Genomic DNA, 18,576 nt, shown 5'->3' on the forward strand with positions numbered 1-18,576 from the left:
CCCTGCCTGGCTCTCCGCTACCCATTTCCGCTGCTGCTGTCGCTGTGGGGCGGCGACTTCCGCGGGGCTCTACATCCGTATCGATCCGGCCTCTGTGCCGTACCCGAGCGAGGACTGATGACCAAGACATCCATCGAATGGACAGACGAGACCTGGAATCCGGTCACCGGGTGCGACAAGGTCAGCCCGGGGTGCGACCACTGCTATGCGGAGGGTATCGCCAACCGGTTCGCCGGCACCCCGCAGTTCCCGAACGGCTTCGCGGTCACCCTGCATCCGGAACGGTTGACCCACCCGCTGCGGTGGAAGAAGCCGCGGCGCGTGTTCGTGAACTCCATGTCGGATCTCTTCCATGATCAGATCTCGGACCGGTACATCGCGCAGGTCTGGGCGATTATGGCTGCGACGCCGCAGCATACGTACCAGGTGTTGACGAAGCGGCACGGCCGCATGCGGTCTCTGCTGTCGTCGACGGAATTCGATCTCGCGGTCGCTGAGGAATGGACGAAGCTCGGAACTACCGCGGGCTCCGTCCGTGAGGACCACACTCCGCCGTACCCGCTGCCGAATGTGTGGCTCGGCGTGAGTGCCGAAGATCAGCGATGGGCCGATATCCGGATTCCCGCGCTGCTCGACACCCCGGCTGCGGTCCGGTTCGTGAGCGCCGAGCCGTTGCTCGGACCGATCGACCTCGACGGCCCGCTCGATCAGACGGGCGCTCACCGACCGAAGCTGACCTACTGGCTCACCGGTCGGCCGGGTTTCGCTGAAGACGGCACTCTCACCACCGGCCCCCGTCTCGACTGGGTGATCGTGGGCGGGGAGTCCGGCCACGGTGCCCGGCCGATGGATCCGGTGTGGGCGCGATCGCTGCGCGATCAGTGCACGGCCGCAGGGGTCGCTTATCTGTTTAAGCAATGGGGTGAGTGGGTTCCGACCGGTTTCGGGTTTGGGCAGTTCGATCCACCCGACTATCTGATCGGTTCACCTGTCGATGATCTCGGGTTCCGGCAGATAGTCCGCCGGGTCGGCAAGAAGAAGGCTGGTCGCGAGCTCGACGGCCGCACCTGGGATCAGTACCCGGGCGGTGCGGAATGACCAAATACGCTGCGCTGCTTCTCGCCGGGACCGGCTTCCCGGACGGCGGAGACGGCATCTCCGAACTGTTCCTGTCCCATCTCGACGAACGGTTCCTCCCGCAGATCGTCCGCTACCCCGCGGCAGGATTCGGGACGGGCGGTATCAGCTGGGCGAAGTCCCGCGCTGCCGGGAAGCAAGCTCTCATCGACGCCACCCGCACCACCCCGTATCCCGCGATCTGGTGCGGATATTCACAGGGGGCCGGTATAGCCGGGGACGCTGCGGCGGAGTACGGCGCCGGGAAACACCGGGACCTCGAGGTGGTCGGGTGCGCCCTGATCGCCGACCCGGGCCGCCCCGCCGGCGGGACGATGCCGGGCGTTCCCGCGGCGTCGGGGTACGGGATCGTGAAATCCCGCCCGATCACCGGGATGCCCTCGTGGTTCGCCGCGGTCGAAGGCGACCCGATCACCAGCCTCCCGGCGGGGTCGTCGCTGCGCGGGATCGCCGATACCGTCGACTATTTCTCCCTGGCGTCCCCGCAGGATGCGCTGGCGTGGGGGTTCGACCTCTACGACCGGGCGATGCGCCACAACTACCAGCCGTTTTGGAAGTTGGAGTACTGGAATCAGTGGGGGCGTGCGGCCCGGTACGCCTGGAACTATCTGCCGCCTCCGCTGGGTGGGGGTTTGCACACGTACGCGTACCGGGATCAGGGGCTGTGCGTTCGTCTGGCCGACGCGGTCAACAAGGGGGTGCGGTGATGTTTGCCGGAGATCCATTTGGAATGCCGCCGAGTGACGTACATCCCTTGGATGACATGGGAATTCGCTCAGGTCCGGCGCCTGTGCTGTCACGTAGCTGGGGTAAGATCGAAGCGGCCCCGAGGGCCGGTGCGCCAACACCGGAATCACCCCAGGGCCTAACCACCAACTTCGACTACACCGAAGAAGGGGCTCGCGTGAGCATACCCAAATCACCCCTGCCTGCAGTTTCTACCCCGCGGGAATCCGTTTCCCCGGACGAGGCCCGGCCGTACATCGTCGACATGCTCGACTCGATCCGCCGGCAGCAGGAATCCCTCAACGTCAATCGTCCGCGCTACATGCTGCTCGCCCGGGAGTACGGGCTGAAGCACGCGGAGATCGCCGAAGCCCTCGGCATGACGGAATCCGGTGTCCGCCAGGCTGTGCACCGCGCCAAGGACACCCCCGGTATGGAATTCGGAGGTGATGCCTAATGGCGTGGGGCCGTCTCGACGACAAGCTGCACAGCCACCGCAAGACCTTGGCGATTCCACGCGCTCACCGATGCGCGGCGATCGGCCTGTGGACCCTGGCCAACTCCTGGTGCAACGACCACGAGACCGACGGACTGATCCCCGCGTACATGGTGGACGAGCTCGCCGGGTCGATGGATCTGGCGGAGCAGTTGTGCCGCACCGGCAAATGGCTCCCTGTCCCGAATGTGTCCCGGTGGGACAAATCCGGACGTCCGGGACATGTCCCCGAAACCGTCCCGGATCGCGCAGAAATCGAGTCGGCGGAAGCGTTTCTGGTGCTGAACTGGGAGCAGTACAACTTCACTGCGGCGCAACTTCAGGAGCGTCGAGCGGCCGAAGCGGAGCGGAAACGCAACTGGCGCCAGGCGAAAAAGGCCAAGTCAACGGCTAGTCCCGAGGATGTCCCACCGGGACATACGGGACAGTCCGAAACGGTCCCGCCGGAGTCCCCTCTTAACCCGGACCCGAACCCATCTCTATCTCCTAACGGAGATAGAGAGAGGTCGCGCAAGCGCGGAACCCGCCTCCCTGACGACTGGATGCCCTCCGAAGACACGATCGCCTGGGCGAAACAAGAGCATCCGAACGTAGACCTTCGCCGCGCTCACGAGAAGTTCATGAACCACTGGCCGGCCCAGCCCGGGCAGAAGGGTGTGCGCGCCGACTGGGACCGCACCTGGCGGAACTGGATCATCCGCGAAGACGAGCAGGCCTCCCGTCGCGCCGGTACCGACGGCGGTCCGACGAGGCGGCAGCAGAAGGTCGCGGCGGGCGAGCGCTTCAAGACCAACCCGAACCCGAACGTCATGGCGTGGGGCGGGGTCAATCAATCCGGCATCACCGAGCAGGGCTCACTCCCGATGCTCACTGCCGTTCCTGGAGGTTTGCAATGACGACACCCGACATTCCGGGGCTGACCAACGACGAGGTGGTGACCCTGCTCCAGGTGGCCACCGGCTACGACGGCCGCGAGATCGACCACTTGCTGATCGCGCTCTGGTCCGAGGCCGCTCGCCGGCGCCGCTGGTCCTTCGCCGAGGCGGTCGACGCCGTGCACGAGCACTTCGCAGACGAAACCACCTGGATCATGCCCGGCCACGTGACCCGGCTCATCCACCGCCGTAGGGGTGCAAATTGGCAGGATTGAGCGACCAGAGCGACACCCCGTACGACGAGCACGCGGAGGCGGGGCTCATCGGGGTGACCATCCTGTCCCCCGACGTGTGCCGGCAGACCTTCCTGTCGGTGCGGCCCGAGGACTTCCACGTCCCCGGCGCCAAGCACATCGCGACCGTCCTCCACGGGATGTTGCTGGCGGGCAAGCCGGTCGACCCGAACTCCGTGATAGTCGAGGCGCAGACCCGAGGCCTGATGCCCGGACGGGTTCGACCGCGCGACGTCCTCGAGTGCGTAGAGAAGGCGTGGCAGCCGTCCACCGCTCCATTGCTGGCCGAACGCATCCGGGAGCTGTCGGCGGCCCGGAAGCTTTCCGAGGCAGCGATCCGGTTGCAGCAGCGGATGGAGTCGGCCTGGCAGAACGGTGTCGAGAAGACCGACCTCAACGCCGCGTTGTCGACGATCCGCCGCGAGTGCGACGAGGCCGAGAAGATCGCCGCCGACATGACCGCGAGCAAGCCGACCCCGATGGGCGACTTCCTGTCCACCACCGTGCATCACGACTGGCTGGTCCCGGACTTGCTGGAGCGGATGGACCGCATCGTCCTTACCGGCGCCGAGGGCGGCGGCAAGTCGGTGGCCTGCTCACAGATCGCCTGCACCCTCGCGGCCGGACTGCACCCGTTCACCGGAAACGTGCTCGGCGCGGACCGGACCCGCGCCCGGGTGCTGATCGTGGACTGCGAGAACTCCCCATCGCAGTGCATCCGCCGTTACAGCTGGGTCACCGGGATGGTCGACAAGCGGCGCCGGAACCACGGCCTGTCCCCGATGGACTGGAACGACACCATGTCGATCGAGGTCCGGCCGGCCGGTATCGACCTGCTCACGAGCCTCGACACGGCGTGGCTCGAGCGCGCCATCACCGACACTGCACCGGATCTGCTGGTGCTGGGTCCGCTGTACAAGCTGCACCACGAGAACCCGAACGACGAGAAACCCGCCCGCGAGATCGCCTGGGTCCTCGACGGACTGCGGGAGCGGTACGGGTTCGCCCTGCTCACCGAAGCCCACGCGGGGAAGGGATCTGCCGGCGACGGCCAACGGAACATGGCTCCGATCGGGTCGAGCGTGTGGATGCGGTGGCCGGAGTTCGGGTTCGGCCTACGCCGCGCGCGGGAGGACCCCGGCCACGGCCGCGCCGAGATCGTCGATGTCGTCTCCTGGCGCGGAACCCGCGAGGAGCGCTCCTGGCCTTCGAAGCTCCAGCACGCCACCGCCCTGCCGTGGATGCCCGCGGACGCCGACTACTACGCCAACCAATCAAGGAAGACCGCATGATGACCGACCTCAAACCCATCGAGACCAGCTATGCCGGCTGCCGCTTCCGGTCACGCATCGAGGCCAGGTGGGCTGTGTTTTTCGACCACCTCGGTATCGGCTGGGAGTACGAGCCGCAAGGCTTCGACCTTCCCTCGGGGCGGTACCTGCCGGACTTCCTCCTCGACTTCCCTGCCTACCCAGGAGAGCACTTCGGGCCTGACCCGGCCCGGGATGGCGTCTGGTGGGAGGTCAAAGGCGCGGCGCCGACGCAGCACGAACTCAACCTGTGCTGGGAGCTACTGGAAGCGACGCACCGGCCCGTCTACATCGCGCATGGTGCGATCCCGCGAGATCACGTGGAAGAGACGCGTATCCAGCACATCGGGTTGACGCAGGTCCGGTGGTTTATCCGAGCGAACTCGATTGGGTGGGCCCCTGAGCTGCCCGGCTACCTCGCACAGGGAATCGGCCATCCAGACCTGCTCGACGCCTATCGCGCCGCGCGATCGGCTCGCTTCGAGCACGGCGAGACCCCGGAGGCGACCCGATGAGCCAGAAACCCGCTCGGCGTATGCAGATCACCCGGATACCCCAACCCGCACCCCCCGGCCCGTCCAGGAGGCAGCCAGCGCCCCGCACGGTGCCTCCCAGTGCGGACGGTTGCCCCCGCTGCGGCGCCCTGATCGTCAACTCGGCCACTCATGCGACGTTCCATGAGGGTTTGGATCGGGCGGATCGGTGGATGCAGGCGGCGACCGAGTTTCTGCGGTTGTTGGCGGCGGATCGCCCGGAGTTGGGGAGCTTTCCCGCTCAGGGGGATACGGCCAGTGGTGGGGACACCACCACCACGGATGGGGAGTGACTGGACCAATGCCTGATCAGACATACCGTGATCAGCTCGCTGAGCTGATCGATGACGACATCACCCGACAGGTCCAGGCCCACGGGTTGTACATCTCGGAAGGGCCGTACCAGGGGGAGATCGCGGACGCCATTCTCAAGGCTGGGTGGCGTCCGCCCGCCCAGCGCATCACGGAGAACCCAATGCCTGAGCGGGAACCTGCCGAACAGCTCCGCATCATCGACCGCGCGCTCTGGGTGGACCACGGCGGCGGCAGCCTGTCGGCGCTGACCGGTGAGTTGCCGATCTGGGCGGACGACTGGGCGGAACGGATCGTCGCTGCCGTCAACCGCCCACCCGCCCGCGTCATCCGCTACCGCGCCGAACTCGACCGCCTACCCGACGACACCGTGATCCACTGGGAAGCCGAAGACGGCTTGTCCCGCGGAATCCTGGAGAAAGGCGACGACCGTTGGTGGGCGCCCGGCGCGGCGCACAGCATCATCACCGACTACCTCACCCTGCCGGTCACCGTGCTGTACAGCCCCGCGAAGGGCGGTGGCACTGATGACTGACCAGACGCCGGCCGAACAGCTCGCCGAGATCTTGCACAAGCAGGGCGCCTATTGCGGAGGCTGCGACTACGAGTCCCGCTGCCCGGACTGCGACAAGGTTCTCGATAGCTACGCCGTGGCCATCCTCGCCGCGGGCTGGCGTCCACCCACCCGCGTCATCACCGACCCCGCCGAACTCGACGCGCTACCGGCCGGCTCGGTGGTCATGGACTCGCCGTACCCGGAGGGAGATGTCTACCGGCGCACCAGTGATGGCGCGTGGGAGGAGCCGGGATTCGACGCCACGTGCACCTCACGGTCCCTGTCCCTGCCCGTCGTTGTTCTGCACACACCCCAGAACGGAGAAACCGAATGAACCCCCGCGAAGGACTCGCCGTCGGCCGCCGCATTATCGCCGAAAGAGGAATCGACCTCGCCGCCGCTGGCCTGGCCTACAAGTCGATGCATCCGCAGGTCGACCCGGCACAGGTCGAACTGGCCCTCACCTTGGAGATCGCGATCCTCTCGGAACTGAAGCCGCCGATCACCGTGGAGTCGGTCGCCCAGCAGATGGCGGACAATTCGGGCGCGTTCCCATGGGATGGCCCAGTGGGCAACGGGTTCACGCGGGAGGAGTACCGGGAGCGGTTCCGTGAGATGGCGCGGCCAAAGGTGTTCCTGTCCCAGCAGCTCGGATTTCCCGAGAACGGAGACACCGAATGACCGACCTCAACCGGTTGTCCCGCGCCATAGTGCTTGACCACCTCACCTACCCGATCAACCCTGCCGAATACCTACCCCGGTCCGTGTGCGAGCAGCTCAGCCCCGAGGACACGCACACCCTGTCCGTGTTGTGCGTCGGCCTGCTGGCGTGGGTGCGCGCCCAGGTCGCCGAGCAGCTCGACGCCCCCGAGAAGGAGACACCGAATGAGCGACACCGCTGACCTCAACGAGATGCTCGCCGCCGCCCGCGCGAAAGAAGCCAAAGCGCTGGCGGACATGTTCTTCACCCCCGGCATCTGCAAGCAGTGCGGCGCCCAGGTGGTGTTCCAGGAGCAGCACAAGGCGTTCCATGACGGCATCGAGGCCTGGATGAAGAACGTCGTGAGGGCGATGGAGAAGGCAGGATTCGAGACCCCAGTTCAGCGAATCCAGCGCCGCAGACTCGCCGCCGAGCATCGCGCCGAGTCGGCCAGGGCGGGCGCCGAGGCCGCTCCTGACGCTGCCCGCGAGACCGCTGACGTGTTGGCGGATGCGGCGGAGTTCGACGACGGGATCCCGCGATGACCGCGCGCATCGAGCCCACCATCACGCACGGGATCGCCAGGGACCTCCCACGCTGCCAGCGGGCCCTGGAGGTTCCTCTCCCGGATGCCGGGGACGGCTACGAGAACTCGACGCTGGTGTTGCAGTGCGAGCGGGACGCCGGCCATCGGGGCACACACCGATACCCCGGACCCATCACCTGGACCACACCGAAGGAGAACGCCGATGTCCAAGCTCGCACGTAGCCTTGCAGATCAGATCCGGACACAGGCGGCCATCGCCGCCCGACCGGGACAGGCCGTAGTGCTGGAGCGGATCGCGGACCAGGTCGCCGAGTTGGAGGCGGCTCAGCGTCCCCCACTCGGGTACGTCGTCGGCTTCGTCACCTCCGCCCACGGGCTGACCTTCGCCAAGGACTACGGCGGCCCGAACCTCACACGCGCCGCCGCGGAGCAGGAGTTGGCGCATGAGGCCGAGGAGAACCCTGGCGTGGAGTTCAAACTGCTCGAGCTGCGGGAGGCGCGGTCGTGAGCAACTACTGGGATCTCGAATGCCGCACCTGCGGCGACACCTGCGACCTCCACTGGAACCGCGGCGGCGACTACATCCAGCAGCTCATCCAGTACATCCCCGATATCGCGAAGATGGGCCCGGTCGACGACATCCTGTCGATGCGAGCGGATTTCCAGTTCCCGTCCGGCCTGCTGTGGTTCGCCAAGGCGCACGAGGGGCATGACCTGATCGCGGTGGACGAGTACGGCGCCTACCACGGGGACTGCTCGAAACGGTATGTGTGCGCGTGCTGTGAGACGCGGTTGCACTGCCGGAAGCCGCTCGGCCACGAGGGTGACTGCGGGAAACCGGAGGCGTCGGATGGTTGACAACGTTGTCACGCTCGACTCGTACCGGGAGCGTCAAACCACCCGCCAAGCCCTCTCCGTGTCCTGTCCGTGGTGTGGTCAGCCTCCGGGGCAACGCTGCCTGATGTACGACATCGATGGTGGTTGGGCGGGGTTCCTGCCGGAGAAGTATGTGGCGCATTGGAAGCGCCGCCAAGCAGCCCGAGGAGGGCCCGATGCCTGAGCAGAGCGAAGACCAAGGGGGTGTGTGGATCGTCGCCGATCACATGGGCGATAGCGACAACATCGTCGTGTTCCCCACGGAGCTGGAGGCGTTGCGGTTCGTGAACAGCGCGGACAACTACGCGATGAACCGGGCCCGGTTCCTTCGGTTCGGGGAGAACCTCCACGACCTCAACTACCCACCGAAGGGCGTGACCGCGTGAACGCCGAACAGATCCGGGCCGAGGCCATCGAGGCACTGGCGCGCTCACGATACGAGCGGGTCCGTCTCGCATCGAACAGCCGGAGCATGCCGCCATGGGACGACGAGCCGGGGGAGCCGTATGACATCGGCGGGGTGACTGCGGTCCAGGTGGGCTCGTTCGATCCGCGACGTCGATACAGGGTGCAGGCTGCATTTGAGGTCGATGCTCTTGCCGCGGCCGGGCTACTGCCGACCATCGTCGAGGAGGTGGAGACCGGCGTGTGGGGTGTTGACAAGCCTGTCCGCCGCCGCGTCCGCTACCTCACCGAGTGGCGGGAGGTGTCCGAGTGACCCACCACATCCTCGACATCCCCCTACCCCGGCCGCCGCTCACCTCCAACCAGCAGCGCGGCGCCCACTGGTCGAAGGTGAAAGCCGCCCGAGATGCCGTGGCCTGGCACATCCGATCCGCCGGCGGGGACACGCTGCCCCGCCTGGACCGCTGTCATGTGGCGATCACCTGGTATGCCCCGGACCGCCGCACCCGCGACGCCGGAAGCCTGCATGCGTTCGGGAAGGCCGCGATCGACGCTCTGGTCGATTTGGGGGTGTTGGCGAAGGATGACGCGAACCATGTGCTGTCGGAGTCGTACTCGGTGCAGCAGGGCAGCGACCATCCACGGATCACCATCACATTGACCGCCGAGGAGGCGGCATGACCGGTCGGTGGATCATGTGCTGGGCGTGCCAGGGCGACGAAGGCGAGATGGTCAACGGCGAGTGGATCGACTGCTCATGCTGTCAGGGGGAAGGCGGCCGGATGGACGGCGCGAAGTGGTCCTGCACGTGCGATCCGAGGCCATGAAATGCCCTGTGAACTGGTAAAATTCGAGGTGGCCGGGGGATCGCACCCACCCGGCCACCGACCGAACCGTGAAGGGGTTCAGCCATGAATGATCGTACCGACGGACCGCCGAGCGAACACGAACAGCTCGCCCCCGCGCTGGCTCTGGTAGAGGACTTGCGCCTCATGACGAATTTCGATGACCTCGAATTGCTCGTGCCCGAAGGCATGCTTGTGGGGATGACGCGGGCTTACGGCGTCCCGGTGCGTCACATCCCGGGCATCGATTGCGTATACGTGGGCAAGCGGGCCGAGATTCGACAGGAGCGTCTGCTGTGACGGACCCGCTGTCCCGTGTGAGGGCCGGGCTGGCCCGGGACACCGAGATCGCGCGGGCGGCCATCGACTCTCTCCGCCGCGACATGGACCCGAGCCTGCGTTACGAGGGTGATGTGGGTTCCTGGATCGCGAAGCCCGGCCCGGACGGGGCTGGCGTACGTTCCGTGGATGGAGAGATCCGGGAGGAGGGTGAACCCGAGTCGTGGCGTGGACACCGTCAGGTGATCTTCTCCGGTGACGGGCAGCCCACATCGGCGGCGGCGGAGCATATCGCGAAGTTCGACCCCTCCCGTGTCCTACGCCAGACGGAAGCCCTTCAGGAGGTCCTGAACATCATCGGACGGGCGATCGAGTGGGAGGAGCGGGACCCGAAGGCGGCGTATGCGGATATCGTCTCGGCCCTGGCCTCCATCTACCCCGAGGACACCACCGAGACGACAGGAGTGTCCAATGCGGAAGGTTGAGCTCATCGACGGGTCGGTCATCTACCACGTCACGGCCGACGACTTCAATGACGAGCAGCGGGCGGCGCTCCGCCGTCACGGTTACCGCGATGACATTCCGCCCTGTGGCGTCGGTGGCGGCCCGGATCGAACTTACGGAGGGATAGGCAATCCCTTGCGGGCGCGTGTCTGCCAGCTCGACGGTGTCGAGATCGACGGGCATGAGTCATCGGATCTCGACATCGACCCGACGTGCATTCACTGCGGGGCCAACGATCCGGACGCCGAGGACACCACCGAGACGGAGGCGCCATGAGCGCGCGCACCTACAGGCGAAAGCCCTACGACGTTCAGGCAATCCAGTGGGATGGAAGCAACGCCGCCGAGCTGGCCGAGTTCACCGGCGGCGACTTCGAGCCCGAAGACGGATCACCGTATGACAAGTCGGCCACCGGCTATCTGTTCACTGGCGAGAGCTATGACCAGAAGGGGCGGTATCTCCATACCGGAGACTGGGTTATCCGCAACCCGACTGGCGGACCCTGCCAGGTTGTCGACGCTGACTTCTTCCGTGAGGTGTACGAGCTGGCCGAGGACACCACCGAGACGGAGGCCTGACAATGGGCTATCAAGTAATCCGGCAACCGGACACGGATCTGTTCGGGATCTTCTCGTCGAACACCGACACGTTCGTGATGTGGGAAGCGACCCGTGATGAGGTCGTCGAGTTCTTCGTCGAGGAAGCAACGCAACGGGCACGTCGGGATGCTGAGCGGGTCGTCGGTCTTGTCGAGGCGGGCAAGTCGCGAGACGCGTACTACCAGTTCGCTCTGTCGTGGGACGACGCTGTGCGGGAAGACCGTGAGCACGGCGGTGAGATGTCGGCCGAGGACACCACCGAGACAGGAGACACCCCATGAGGACTGCCGTCGCTCATGTCCACGCCGGTGAGCCCACGGACATCTCCCCATGCCCCCGCTGCTCCCATGTCTCCCTGTGTGTCTTCCCGTTGACCGGTCTCACCGAATTGGGTGTGGCGCCGGTGGGAGTGGTGACGGTGTGCGTGGAGTGCGGTTCGGCAGCGGAAGCTGTGCGTGAGTTCCTGGGCGGGGTGGAGGAGAACCGGTGAGTGACAGGCATCGACTTCAGGCGCAGGCTGCCGGGCATTCCGGTTGGGGTGTCATCGCTTCCTCTGAACAGCACATCCGCTACGCCGAACTCCTGCCCGGCAGATGGCGCAACCGTCGGAGGTGCTACTGCGGATGCGGCGGGAAGGCATCACATTCCGGCCGGGCGAACGGCCTGACTCTCGTCATGGGCTGCGAGCTGTCCATGCAGCGGTGGGTGAAGACTGGCGAATTTCGGACACAGGCCGAGCTCGACAGGACCCACCAGGCGTATCAGTGACCCGGTAGCATCAACACCGCACCCCTCCCAAAGTGCATCACCAACGTCGCACACGCTGCGGCAGACCCTACGGCCCCGGTCCCCTTCCGGGGCCGTAGCTGTGTCGGGGGCATGGCCGATATCACCTCTGACCGCGCCGGATGGCGGCTCGAGATCGTCGGCGATTCGGCGTAGGCTCCGGGTACATGAGTACACGGGATGCAGGGCCCGAGCACACATGCCGGCAGGGACGGAAATGCAAGGCCCGTACCCGAGATGCCGAAGGCCACTGGCACGGCGCCGGGATCGAAAGACCGGACGGCCTGTGTCGCTCCTGCGAGGAGCACATGTTCGCGGCGATCGGTGAACTCGGCTCCGACTTCGACCGGCTCATCCCCGAACGCGTCGCCGTCCAACGCGCTACCGCGGGCGGTCCGAAAGTCTCCGGGTCCAGTGAGCGCCCGTGCCCGATCTCCCTCGCCGCCGACACCCTCATGACCGATATCGACGACGAGACAATGCGGTGGGCCCTGCGCATCACCAAGGGTGACCCACTTCCGACCGATCAGCAGCAGCGCGTACACCGCTGCGTGGCGATTCTGGGCGCGAACCTGGGCACCCTCGTGGACATGCCCAAGCGGACGGTGCCGCACTGGTTCCCGTACCCGGACGGCGGGGACTGGGATGGCCGCATGGAGCTCGACGGCGTAGATGCGGCATTGCGCCTGGCCCGCCTCCACGACCGGGCGGTATCGGTGCTCGGGTTGGCGGAAACGAAGTACGAGTGGCTACGGGAACCCTGCCACGTGTGCGGACACAAGACCGTCACCGCCAGCCTGGAGGAACCGCTGGTGAAATGCCGCCACTGCCTCAACGTCTGGCACCAGGACGAGTTCACCAGGTTGAACAATCCGCTGGCGGTGGCGGCATGACCCGAGACCTGTGGCCTTGGCCGGAAGACACCCCGCTGGAGCGGGCGCGGCGTATCGCGAACTCCTATCGGTCCGCTCTGCTCACTGTCGCTCCGGACTTGTGCAAGCAGATGGATGAGAAGGCGGTGGCGCTCGGGCAGTCCTGGGTTCGGCCGATGGAGACCGAGATCGCCGACCTGGATCGGATGATGACCGCCGATCAGATCGGGGAGTTGCTGACCATCGACCCCCGGACGGTTCGGATGTGGGGGTATCGCGGACATATCCCTCGGCTGGGTACGAAGCGGGCGCCGCGGTATCGGCTCAGGGATGTCGTGGATCACCTTGCCCGGGCGCGTACGGCGCGTCAGCGTGACACCGCGTGAAGCAACGCGTAGTGTCAATGCCTGGATACTCGTGTCCATATCGCGCGTGACGATCTCCGCGCCCCCAATCCCCGCAGTGCTACCAGTCCCCCCGGACGCCCCCTGTAGGTAGCGCTGCGGCCCTCTTCCCCCGCGAGGAGCCCCGATGGCCTGCCTGGCCGCCCTGCTGCACTCCCTGTGTCATCCCACCCCGCGCCCGTTCGTGGAGCCCACCGTGCTGATGGCGGTGCAGTGGTGAGCGTCCTGACTGTCCTGCGTCGCGCGTCGTGGCCGATGCGCATTTTCCTCACAGCCGTCGTCCTGTGCGGCGCCTGGCACACCCTGGTCATCCTCGCGTGGGCCGTTCTCGGCCTACTGGGGCAGGGCTGGGACGTGTCGCTGGTGGAGCACAACCTGACAGCGGTTCTGGTGGTGTCGCTGGTGGTGGAGCTCCACTACTGGCGCGGACGGGCCTTGGAAGCCCACGGCCGCCGTATCGACGTGACCAATACGCTGTCGATCCCGGACGGCAGGCCCACTCCGGAGTTCCTTGCCGCCATGGATCGGGAGTTCAAGGCACGGCGCGCCACCCGGAACGGCCTCTCCCGCTGATGATCCTCACCGGTTCGTCCGGCCGGGAGTACGAGACCTGTACGTACGCCGAGGAGCTGGAACGCCGCAAGACCGAGGAGCAGGCCGATGCGTAAGTGGCTGGCCGGCCTGATCGGTGAGCTATCCCAGTGGCTCCAGGACAAGCTGTGGCCGACCTACTCGAAGCGTCACCCGGCCGCCACACCACCCCGGAACGCTGAAGTGCTGGCGTGGATGGAATCCCGCGGGTGGAACAACTGAGTGCCCTGCTCGGCTCCCTGCATCTCACGCTGGTCCGCTTCCTGCTGCGGGTCACCGGCGTACATCTCTGACCGACAGGAGACCTCGGGTTGACGATCATCGCGGCCATGTCCGACGGAGACCAAGTCATCATGGGCTGCGACACCCGGGCCGACTACTGCGGCACCGCGATCTACATGGCCCGCGGCAAGATCATCACCCTGACCACGACGGTAGGCGAACGAGTACTGCTCGGGGTGTCCGGCAACTCGGCGATCATCGCGAGGCTGCAACACCACCTGAAGATCGACTTCGCCCCCAATGCCGACGGACCCGACCACTGGGCCCATCGTGTAGCAGAGGCAGCGACAACCGTCCTCGCCGAAGCAACTCCGCCGCTGGTCACTCCAGAAGACGACTCGGCGTCCTCGTTCGACGGAACGGTCCTCCTGGCGTGGCGAGATCGTATGTGGGTGCTGCACGTCCACGGCGCGATGCCGTTGCAGGACAGTGTCCACACGATGGGCTCGGGATCGGAGATAGGGCTGGGCAGTCTGCACACCGCCCAGCGACTCGGCATGGATCCTCGTGAAGCCGTGGATCTGGCAGTGCGGCTGGCGTCCACCTATAACGCCGGCTGCGGTATCGACGACCGCGGCCCGCTGATCCACTCCACGCTCGACTGACTGCTCCATAACCGCTGGTCGTATCGACTCAGCCGGTATGTTTCGCCCGATATGACCGATTAGGAGAACTGGATATGGCGCTGCTCGGACTGCTCTGGGAAATCCTCAGCTACAACGACTTCATGGTCGCCAAGTTGCTGTGGAAGGGCGTCAGCACCGGATCGGCGTAACCCTCCAGTGCCCGACGTCGTCATCGACGGAATCCGCTACACCCCAGACCGCGCCCCGAATCTCGGGATCGCGGTTACCGCCCGAAATCGCCACAAGGAGACCGCGGCAACGCTGGAGGCGATCGGCCGCCACACTCCCGGTGTCCCGATCATCGTCGTAGATGACGCATCCGACCCACCGATCCCGGACGCCGATATCCGGTTCGATACGAACGTCGGCATCCCGGCGGCGAAAAACGCCTGCCTGGAAGCGCTGATGGCGCTCCGGGTAGAGCATCTGATCCTCCTCGACAACGATGTCCGCCCCCTCGTCAATGACTGGTGGCGCCCGTTCGTGGAGAGCCCGGAACCGCATCTCAGCGCCCAGTTCCTCGACTTGGAGGGGAAACGGAAGCTGGGGGACGTGAAACGGCTTTACGTCGACGGCGAGATCGAAGCCTGGTCAGGGCAGCGCGGATACTGCCTCTACTACCACCGCTCCGCCATCGAAGCGGTGGGAGGCTTCGACCCGGTCTACGGGATGGGTTTGTACGAGCATTCGGATTTGGCGAACCGCATCCACGCCCGCGGGCTCACCACATGGCGGTACGCGTCCCCGAAAGACTCGCACCTGCTGATCGAGTCCCTGGATCGTCTGCAGGCGGTGGATCGGACCCCGTTGCCGGATCGGCAGCAGCTGGTCCGCCGGAACGTGGAGATCCACAACCGCCGGCGAGAAGAGGGATACGACGCCTACGTCGAGTACCGGCGCCGCAACGTCATCCTCACCTGCTTGTACACGGGGACGGTTGATCCGGCCCGCAACAAGCGCATGGCCACCGATCCCGGCCTGCTGAAGACCCTGATGGACTCGGCTGCCCCGCATCCGGTGGTGGTGTTGCACGACCAGCTCGACACCGCGCCCACCGACCGTGTCACCTACGAGCGGTACCCGAACAGCGTGAACGTGTACTTCCAGCGCTGGATCAACGCCCACCGATACCTCCAGGAGCACCCGGAGGTCGGCAAGGTACTGATCTGCGATGGCACCGACGTGGAGATCCTGCAACCCGACCGGCTGTTCGACATGCCCTCCGGGAAGCTGCTGATCGGCTGCGAACACCAGATCGTCGGATGCGGGTGGATGCGCTCCAACCACCCGAACGAGACCCTTCAGGACTTCCTCGATACCCACCACCACGACCAGCTCCTCAACGCCGGCGTCCTCGCCGGCTCCCGAGAACTGGTGATGGCCTTCCTCCGGGACTTGATCAGTGCGTGGGCCGATATCGAGATGTACGAGTTCCTCGCGAAGGCGAAAGGCAACGGGCTCGGCGATATGGCGGTGTTCAACTACGTCGCCTACACCCGGCACCGGGACAAACTCGTGTTCGGACCCGGGGTGACGACGAGGTTCAAGGCAGAGGAGAAGACGTCATTCTCGCTGATACGCCACAAATGAGCCTCACCGACATCGGACTGAAGCACGGCACCGACAAGGCCACTCACCATGGCTACACCCGGATCTACGAGCAGTACCTGAAAGCTCTCCGCGCGAAGCCCATCACCATCTTGGAGCTCGGGTGGGGTGGCCATGAGGATCCGGAATCCGGTGGGGCGTCGCTGGCGATGTGGCGGGAGTACTTCCCGAAAGCCACCGTCGTCGGTATCGACGTGGAGCCGAAGGCGAACCGCCTCGAGGGTGTGGACTTCCATCAGGGCTCACAGGCGGACCCGGAGTTCCTGAAGGGCTTGCACGACCGTTACGGGGATTTCGACGTCATCATCGACGACGCCTCCCACGTATCGAGCCTGACGATCCGGGCCTTCGAGATCCTTTACCCAATGCTCCGCCCGGGCGGTCTGTATGTCTGCGAGGACACCCACGGCGCCTACCACTCGCACTGGTATGGCGCGCACGAAGCGAACCCGGATCCGGACCGGCCTCGCAGCAACGGACAGCCGACGATGATGCAGTTCTTCCGCCGGCTCGCCGACGAAGTGAACTACCACGGCCCGTCCGATCGCGAGCTGTTCCCGAAGCGGTATTGGCTCGGCTACAGCCTGGAGTCGGTGCACTTCTACTACAACCTGACAGTCATCAGGAAGGCGGAGTAATGCCCGAGGTCGCCAAGAAGGCAACACTCGATCTGGCGCAGAAGAAGCTGTTCGTCAACGGGGAAGAATTCCCGTGGCGCATCAGCGAAGACGGACCGCAGCTGGACGACCTCGTCTCACCGCTCCGACGCATCACCCTGACGTTCTACGCACACGACGTCGAAGTGATCCCCGCGAAGACGATCGCAATGGAGAAGGCCGCACTGCGGGTAGAGCAGGCCCGCCGCGAAGTCGCCGACGCTCAACTCCGCGCGAAGGAGGCCGGCGAACGTCTCCTGGCCGCCCATGCGGAGGCTGCGCTGGCAGAGGCCGAAGCTAAGGGCCAGATCAACTGGACGAAGGACGAGGACGGCGAGTGAGCGACGACAAGGTCCAGCCTGGCCTCCCCGCAGTGATACACCTGCTCGCGGGGATCAACGAGATGGTCGCGGCCATGCCAGAGAGCGCGTCGGCAGTCGAATCGATGGCCCTCAACACCCAGCAGGCCACCATGGCCGGCATAGCCACCGTGCACGCCCTCCTCGCCGTCGAGACCCGCCTCGGCGAGCTGGTCGAGCAGCAGCGCGTCGCCAACGTCCTGGCGATGCTGAGCAAGGTCAGCAATCTCGACCTCGATTGGGAAGCCGAGCAGGCGGCATACGAGCATCTGCGCGGCGAGCTGGCCGCCCTCCTGAAGTCCGCGGAGCCTGGCGAATGAACGCCGCCGATCGGATCGCCTACGCCGAGCGCAAGCTGGCTGACGCGCAGAAGGAAGCGGCCAACGCTCAGGCGTACCTGGAATGGGCCCTCGGCGTCGCGCAGGACGAGATCGATAAGGCGAACAGCGAGCTTGTCGCGCCTGGGGCACTGATCGCCGATTTCGGCGGCAAGCTGTATGTCTCGGTGAAACGAGCTGGCTTCTCCCTGGAGCCGCGTATCGAGTCCGGCACCGGCTACACGACCGTCACCAGCCGTGCGGCTGAACTCCGTTGTGAATGCGGCCAGGCCGGCGAATGGAGCTACCCGACGAAGGCCGATGTCGTGGTCTCGCGCCACTGGCATTCGGACTCCGAGGCGGGCCGGAAACCGCATCTGACGATCGTCCATACGGCGCTGCACAAGCCGCCCTGCGACCACTGGATCCGGGTGCCGTTGAAGATGGACCTTGCGTGATCTCCTGGGCTGTCGTAGCGCACACCGACCGTCTCCCGTACGCCCTCGATCTCGCCAAGACCCTCGACGCCACGCTCACCGTGGACGACGGCACCCTGGGCGCCGACGCCAACCACCTGAGAGCTTGGACCACCGCGCAATCCACCGAGCACGCCTGGACCGCAGTGGTCGAGGATGACGCTGTACCGGTGGACGACATCACCACCCAGGCACAGAAGGCTCTCGCCGCGGCACCCGAACCCGTGGTGTCCATGTACCTGGGACGTGGCCGGCCGGTTAGGTGGCAGGACCGCATCTCCCGCACCCTCGCCACCGCCCGCACAGACCCGCACTGGTTCACCACCACCCACGTCCTACACGCGGTAGCAGTGGCTATCCGTACGGACCTGGTCGAGGACTGGCTGGACTGGGCACAGGACAAGACTCGGCCGATAGACGAGCGCCTCACAGCCTGGTGCATGGCACGAGGGCATCGGGTGGCCTACGCTTGGCCATCCCTGTTCGACCATCAGGACGGGCCCTCGCTCATCCCCGCAGACAAGCGCTACCGACCCGAGTGTCCACGCACAGCCTGGCGCACAGGGACACGGGACGCGTGGACCAGCTCCGCACAGCCCATGTGAG

Annotated in this window: 35 protein-coding genes; all 35 read left to right on the plus strand. The window is 65.9% G+C overall.

Annotation, left to right across the window (positions count from 1 at the left end):
• Positions 1-114 precede the first annotated feature (114 nt).
• The 35 genes from ACQEVO_RS34670 to ACQEVO_RS34840 all read left to right on the plus strand — a co-directional run bounded on the left by ACQEVO_RS34670 (position 115) and on the right by ACQEVO_RS34840 (position 18,575).
• A complete protein-coding gene (locus ACQEVO_RS34670) occupies positions 115-1,098 on the plus strand; it encodes a DUF5131 family protein (RefSeq protein ID WP_432923342.1) in 984 nt (327 codons plus the stop codon).
• On the plus strand, positions 1,095-1,844 hold the full coding sequence (locus tag ACQEVO_RS34675) for a hypothetical protein (RefSeq protein WP_432921505.1): 750 nt from the start codon (positions 1,095-1,097) through the stop codon (positions 1,842-1,844). The genes ACQEVO_RS34670 and ACQEVO_RS34675 overlap by 4 nt, the downstream gene beginning before the upstream one ends.
• A gap of 197 nt (positions 1,845-2,041) precedes the next feature.
• Positions 2,042-2,320: a sigma factor-like helix-turn-helix DNA-binding protein gene (locus tag ACQEVO_RS34680; RefSeq protein ID WP_432921508.1), complete on the plus strand. Its 279-nt coding sequence runs from the start codon at positions 2,042-2,044 to the stop codon at positions 2,318-2,320.
• Complete coding sequence (locus ACQEVO_RS34685; protein WP_432921511.1) at positions 2,320-3,255, plus strand: hypothetical protein; 936 nt, start codon at positions 2,320-2,322, stop codon at positions 3,253-3,255. Before ACQEVO_RS34680 ends, ACQEVO_RS34685 begins: the two co-directional genes overlap by 1 nt.
• Positions 3,252-3,509 (plus strand): hypothetical protein, encoded by a 258-nt coding sequence (locus tag ACQEVO_RS34690; RefSeq protein WP_432921514.1) that lies wholly within the window; start codon positions 3,252-3,254, stop codon positions 3,507-3,509. The genes ACQEVO_RS34685 and ACQEVO_RS34690 overlap by 4 nt, the downstream gene beginning before the upstream one ends.
• Positions 3,506-4,819 carry an AAA family ATPase gene (locus ACQEVO_RS34695; RefSeq protein ID WP_432921517.1) on the plus strand — a complete coding sequence of 438 codons (1,314 nt, stop codon included), beginning with the start codon at positions 3,506-3,508 and terminating at the stop codon, positions 4,817-4,819. The genes ACQEVO_RS34690 and ACQEVO_RS34695 overlap by 4 nt, the downstream gene beginning before the upstream one ends.
• Positions 4,816-5,352: a hypothetical protein gene (locus ACQEVO_RS34700; RefSeq protein WP_432921520.1), complete on the plus strand. Its 537-nt coding sequence runs from the start codon at positions 4,816-4,818 to the stop codon at positions 5,350-5,352. Before ACQEVO_RS34695 ends, ACQEVO_RS34700 begins: the two co-directional genes overlap by 4 nt.
• Before the next feature lie 319 nt (positions 5,353-5,671).
• On the plus strand, positions 5,672-6,217 hold the full coding sequence (locus ACQEVO_RS34705) for a hypothetical protein (RefSeq protein WP_432921523.1): 546 nt from the start codon (positions 5,672-5,674) through the stop codon (positions 6,215-6,217).
• A complete protein-coding gene (locus ACQEVO_RS34710) occupies positions 6,210-6,572 on the plus strand; it encodes a hypothetical protein (RefSeq protein ID WP_432921526.1) in 363 nt (120 codons plus the stop codon). Before ACQEVO_RS34705 ends, ACQEVO_RS34710 begins: the two co-directional genes overlap by 8 nt.
• Positions 6,569-6,919: a hypothetical protein gene (locus ACQEVO_RS34715; RefSeq protein WP_432921529.1), complete on the plus strand. Its 351-nt coding sequence runs from the start codon at positions 6,569-6,571 to the stop codon at positions 6,917-6,919. Before ACQEVO_RS34710 ends, ACQEVO_RS34715 begins: the two co-directional genes overlap by 4 nt.
• A complete protein-coding gene (locus tag ACQEVO_RS34720; RefSeq protein ID WP_432921532.1) occupies positions 6,916-7,140 on the plus strand; it encodes a hypothetical protein in 225 nt (74 codons plus the stop codon). The genes ACQEVO_RS34715 and ACQEVO_RS34720 overlap by 4 nt, the downstream gene beginning before the upstream one ends.
• Complete coding sequence (locus ACQEVO_RS34725) at positions 7,124-7,483, plus strand: hypothetical protein (protein ID WP_432921535.1); 360 nt, start codon at positions 7,124-7,126, stop codon at positions 7,481-7,483. The genes ACQEVO_RS34720 and ACQEVO_RS34725 overlap by 17 nt, the downstream gene beginning before the upstream one ends.
• Positions 7,480-7,707 (plus strand): hypothetical protein, encoded by a 228-nt coding sequence (locus tag ACQEVO_RS34730; protein ID WP_432921538.1) that lies wholly within the window; start codon positions 7,480-7,482, stop codon positions 7,705-7,707. The genes ACQEVO_RS34725 and ACQEVO_RS34730 overlap by 4 nt, the downstream gene beginning before the upstream one ends.
• Complete coding sequence (locus ACQEVO_RS34735) at positions 7,688-7,993, plus strand: hypothetical protein (RefSeq protein WP_432921541.1); 306 nt, start codon at positions 7,688-7,690, stop codon at positions 7,991-7,993. The genes ACQEVO_RS34730 and ACQEVO_RS34735 overlap by 20 nt, the downstream gene beginning before the upstream one ends.
• Positions 7,990-8,343, plus strand: coding sequence for a hypothetical protein (locus ACQEVO_RS34740; protein ID WP_432921544.1), 354 nt, complete (start codon positions 7,990-7,992; stop codon positions 8,341-8,343). The genes ACQEVO_RS34735 and ACQEVO_RS34740 overlap by 4 nt, the downstream gene beginning before the upstream one ends.
• Complete coding sequence (locus ACQEVO_RS34745) at positions 8,336-8,545, plus strand: zinc finger domain-containing protein (RefSeq protein WP_432921547.1); 210 nt, start codon at positions 8,336-8,338, stop codon at positions 8,543-8,545. Before ACQEVO_RS34740 ends, ACQEVO_RS34745 begins: the two co-directional genes overlap by 8 nt.
• On the plus strand, positions 8,538-8,747 hold the full coding sequence (locus ACQEVO_RS34750; RefSeq protein ID WP_432921550.1) for a hypothetical protein: 210 nt from the start codon (positions 8,538-8,540) through the stop codon (positions 8,745-8,747). Before ACQEVO_RS34745 ends, ACQEVO_RS34750 begins: the two co-directional genes overlap by 8 nt.
• Positions 8,744-9,079 carry a hypothetical protein gene (locus ACQEVO_RS34755; RefSeq protein ID WP_432921553.1) on the plus strand — a complete coding sequence of 112 codons (336 nt, stop codon included), beginning with the start codon at positions 8,744-8,746 and terminating at the stop codon, positions 9,077-9,079. The genes ACQEVO_RS34750 and ACQEVO_RS34755 overlap by 4 nt, the downstream gene beginning before the upstream one ends.
• On the plus strand, positions 9,076-9,447 hold the full coding sequence (locus tag ACQEVO_RS34760; protein ID WP_432921556.1) for a RusA family crossover junction endodeoxyribonuclease: 372 nt from the start codon (positions 9,076-9,078) through the stop codon (positions 9,445-9,447). Before ACQEVO_RS34755 ends, ACQEVO_RS34760 begins: the two co-directional genes overlap by 4 nt.
• 230 nt (positions 9,448-9,677) lie before the next feature.
• On the plus strand, positions 9,678-9,911 hold the full coding sequence (locus ACQEVO_RS34765; protein WP_432921558.1) for a hypothetical protein: 234 nt from the start codon (positions 9,678-9,680) through the stop codon (positions 9,909-9,911).
• The gene (locus ACQEVO_RS34770) at positions 9,908-10,375 is read left to right on the plus strand and encodes a DUF6221 family protein (RefSeq protein ID WP_432921561.1); all 468 of its coding nucleotides are present in this window, start codon (positions 9,908-9,910) and stop codon (positions 10,373-10,375) included. Before ACQEVO_RS34765 ends, ACQEVO_RS34770 begins: the two co-directional genes overlap by 4 nt.
• Positions 10,362-10,670 (plus strand): hypothetical protein, encoded by a 309-nt coding sequence (locus ACQEVO_RS34775; RefSeq protein WP_432921564.1) that lies wholly within the window; start codon positions 10,362-10,364, stop codon positions 10,668-10,670. Before ACQEVO_RS34770 ends, ACQEVO_RS34775 begins: the two co-directional genes overlap by 14 nt.
• Positions 10,667-10,972 carry a hypothetical protein gene (locus ACQEVO_RS34780; RefSeq protein ID WP_432921567.1) on the plus strand — a complete coding sequence of 102 codons (306 nt, stop codon included), beginning with the start codon at positions 10,667-10,669 and terminating at the stop codon, positions 10,970-10,972. Before ACQEVO_RS34775 ends, ACQEVO_RS34780 begins: the two co-directional genes overlap by 4 nt.
• Positions 10,973-10,974: 2 nt before the next feature.
• Positions 10,975-11,274: a hypothetical protein gene (locus ACQEVO_RS34785; protein ID WP_432921570.1), complete on the plus strand. Its 300-nt coding sequence runs from the start codon at positions 10,975-10,977 to the stop codon at positions 11,272-11,274.
• Positions 11,271-11,483 (plus strand): hypothetical protein, encoded by a 213-nt coding sequence (locus ACQEVO_RS34790; protein ID WP_432921573.1) that lies wholly within the window; start codon positions 11,271-11,273, stop codon positions 11,481-11,483. Before ACQEVO_RS34785 ends, ACQEVO_RS34790 begins: the two co-directional genes overlap by 4 nt.
• Before the next feature lie 604 nt (positions 11,484-12,087).
• Positions 12,088-12,672 (plus strand): hypothetical protein, encoded by a 585-nt coding sequence (locus tag ACQEVO_RS34795; protein WP_432921576.1) that lies wholly within the window; start codon positions 12,088-12,090, stop codon positions 12,670-12,672.
• On the plus strand, positions 12,669-13,037 hold the full coding sequence (locus ACQEVO_RS34800) for a hypothetical protein (protein WP_432921579.1): 369 nt from the start codon (positions 12,669-12,671) through the stop codon (positions 13,035-13,037). The genes ACQEVO_RS34795 and ACQEVO_RS34800 overlap by 4 nt, the downstream gene beginning before the upstream one ends.
• Before the next feature lie 234 nt (positions 13,038-13,271).
• On the plus strand, positions 13,272-13,628 hold the full coding sequence (locus ACQEVO_RS34805; RefSeq protein ID WP_432921582.1) for a hypothetical protein: 357 nt from the start codon (positions 13,272-13,274) through the stop codon (positions 13,626-13,628).
• A 347-nt stretch (positions 13,629-13,975) separates the two neighbouring features.
• Positions 13,976-14,533: a hypothetical protein gene (locus ACQEVO_RS34810; RefSeq protein WP_432921585.1), complete on the plus strand. Its 558-nt coding sequence runs from the start codon at positions 13,976-13,978 to the stop codon at positions 14,531-14,533.
• Between the two features lie 177 nt (positions 14,534-14,710).
• Positions 14,711-16,144 (plus strand): glycosyltransferase family 2 protein, encoded by a 1,434-nt coding sequence (locus tag ACQEVO_RS34815; protein ID WP_432921587.1) that lies wholly within the window; start codon positions 14,711-14,713, stop codon positions 16,142-16,144.
• Positions 16,141-16,800, plus strand: a complete 660-nt coding sequence (locus tag ACQEVO_RS34820; protein WP_432921590.1) for a hypothetical protein — start codon at positions 16,141-16,143, stop codon at positions 16,798-16,800. The genes ACQEVO_RS34815 and ACQEVO_RS34820 overlap by 4 nt, the downstream gene beginning before the upstream one ends.
• On the plus strand, positions 16,800-17,159 hold the full coding sequence (locus ACQEVO_RS34825; protein ID WP_432921593.1) for a hypothetical protein: 360 nt from the start codon (positions 16,800-16,802) through the stop codon (positions 17,157-17,159). The genes ACQEVO_RS34820 and ACQEVO_RS34825 overlap by 1 nt, the downstream gene beginning before the upstream one ends.
• The gene (locus tag ACQEVO_RS34830) at positions 17,156-17,497 is read left to right on the plus strand and encodes a hypothetical protein (protein ID WP_432921596.1); all 342 of its coding nucleotides are present in this window, start codon (positions 17,156-17,158) and stop codon (positions 17,495-17,497) included. The genes ACQEVO_RS34825 and ACQEVO_RS34830 overlap by 4 nt, the downstream gene beginning before the upstream one ends.
• Entirely contained in the window at positions 17,494-17,952 is a 459-nt protein-coding gene (locus tag ACQEVO_RS34835; RefSeq protein WP_432921599.1) for a hypothetical protein, read from the plus strand. The genes ACQEVO_RS34830 and ACQEVO_RS34835 overlap by 4 nt, the downstream gene beginning before the upstream one ends.
• Positions 17,949-18,575: a hypothetical protein gene (locus ACQEVO_RS34840; RefSeq protein WP_432921602.1), complete on the plus strand. Its 627-nt coding sequence runs from the start codon at positions 17,949-17,951 to the stop codon at positions 18,573-18,575. The genes ACQEVO_RS34835 and ACQEVO_RS34840 overlap by 4 nt, the downstream gene beginning before the upstream one ends.
• The last annotated feature ends 1 nt before the right edge of the window (position 18,576 follow it).

This window comes from Nocardia sp. CA-290969, from assembly GCF_050936135.1.
GTDB lineage: Bacteria > Actinomycetota > Actinomycetes > Mycobacteriales > Mycobacteriaceae > Nocardia.

What these genes read in the sequence shown, in the direction of transcription:
- ACQEVO_RS34675 (WP_432921505.1), top strand. Translation starts at nt 1,095, where the DNA reads ATGACCAAATACGCTGCGCTGCTTCTCGCCGGGACCGGCTTCCCGGAC.
- ACQEVO_RS34685 (WP_432921511.1), top strand. Translation starts at nt 2,320, where the DNA reads ATGGCGTGGGGCCGTCTCGACGACAAGCTGCACAGCCACCGCAAGACC.
- ACQEVO_RS34690 (WP_432921514.1), top strand. Translation starts at nt 3,252, where the DNA reads ATGACGACACCCGACATTCCGGGGCTGACCAACGACGAGGTGGTGACC.
- ACQEVO_RS34700 (WP_432921520.1), top strand. Translation starts at nt 4,816, where the DNA reads ATGATGACCGACCTCAAACCCATCGAGACCAGCTATGCCGGCTGCCGC.
- ACQEVO_RS34705 (WP_432921523.1), top strand. Translation starts at nt 5,672, where the DNA reads ATGCCTGATCAGACATACCGTGATCAGCTCGCTGAGCTGATCGATGAC.
- ACQEVO_RS34710 (WP_432921526.1), top strand. Translation starts at nt 6,210, where the DNA reads ATGACTGACCAGACGCCGGCCGAACAGCTCGCCGAGATCTTGCACAAG.
- ACQEVO_RS34715 (WP_432921529.1), top strand. Translation starts at nt 6,569, where the DNA reads ATGAACCCCCGCGAAGGACTCGCCGTCGGCCGCCGCATTATCGCCGAA.
- ACQEVO_RS34720 (WP_432921532.1), top strand. Translation starts at nt 6,916, where the DNA reads ATGACCGACCTCAACCGGTTGTCCCGCGCCATAGTGCTTGACCACCTC.
- ACQEVO_RS34725 (WP_432921535.1), top strand. Translation starts at nt 7,124, where the DNA reads ATGAGCGACACCGCTGACCTCAACGAGATGCTCGCCGCCGCCCGCGCG.
- ACQEVO_RS34730 (WP_432921538.1), top strand. Translation starts at nt 7,480, where the DNA reads ATGACCGCGCGCATCGAGCCCACCATCACGCACGGGATCGCCAGGGAC.
- ACQEVO_RS34735 (WP_432921541.1), top strand. Translation starts at nt 7,688, where the DNA reads ATGTCCAAGCTCGCACGTAGCCTTGCAGATCAGATCCGGACACAGGCG.
- ACQEVO_RS34745 (WP_432921547.1), top strand. Translation starts at nt 8,336, where the DNA reads ATGGTTGACAACGTTGTCACGCTCGACTCGTACCGGGAGCGTCAAACC.
- ACQEVO_RS34750 (WP_432921550.1), top strand. Translation starts at nt 8,538, where the DNA reads ATGCCTGAGCAGAGCGAAGACCAAGGGGGTGTGTGGATCGTCGCCGAT.
- ACQEVO_RS34765 (WP_432921558.1), top strand. Translation starts at nt 9,678, where the DNA reads ATGAATGATCGTACCGACGGACCGCCGAGCGAACACGAACAGCTCGCC.
- ACQEVO_RS34775 (WP_432921564.1), top strand. Translation starts at nt 10,362, where the DNA reads ATGCGGAAGGTTGAGCTCATCGACGGGTCGGTCATCTACCACGTCACG.
- ACQEVO_RS34780 (WP_432921567.1), top strand. Translation starts at nt 10,667, where the DNA reads ATGAGCGCGCGCACCTACAGGCGAAAGCCCTACGACGTTCAGGCAATC.
- ACQEVO_RS34785 (WP_432921570.1), top strand. Translation starts at nt 10,975, where the DNA reads ATGGGCTATCAAGTAATCCGGCAACCGGACACGGATCTGTTCGGGATC.
- ACQEVO_RS34790 (WP_432921573.1), top strand. Translation starts at nt 11,271, where the DNA reads ATGAGGACTGCCGTCGCTCATGTCCACGCCGGTGAGCCCACGGACATC.
- ACQEVO_RS34795 (WP_432921576.1), top strand. Translation starts at nt 12,088, where the DNA reads ATGTTCGCGGCGATCGGTGAACTCGGCTCCGACTTCGACCGGCTCATC.
- ACQEVO_RS34800 (WP_432921579.1), top strand. Translation starts at nt 12,669, where the DNA reads ATGACCCGAGACCTGTGGCCTTGGCCGGAAGACACCCCGCTGGAGCGG.
- ACQEVO_RS34810 (WP_432921585.1), top strand. Translation starts at nt 13,976, where the DNA reads ATGTCCGACGGAGACCAAGTCATCATGGGCTGCGACACCCGGGCCGAC.
- ACQEVO_RS34820 (WP_432921590.1), top strand. Translation starts at nt 16,141, where the DNA reads ATGAGCCTCACCGACATCGGACTGAAGCACGGCACCGACAAGGCCACT.
- ACQEVO_RS34825 (WP_432921593.1), top strand. Translation starts at nt 16,800, where the DNA reads ATGCCCGAGGTCGCCAAGAAGGCAACACTCGATCTGGCGCAGAAGAAG.
- ACQEVO_RS34835 (WP_432921599.1), top strand. Translation starts at nt 17,494, where the DNA reads ATGAACGCCGCCGATCGGATCGCCTACGCCGAGCGCAAGCTGGCTGAC.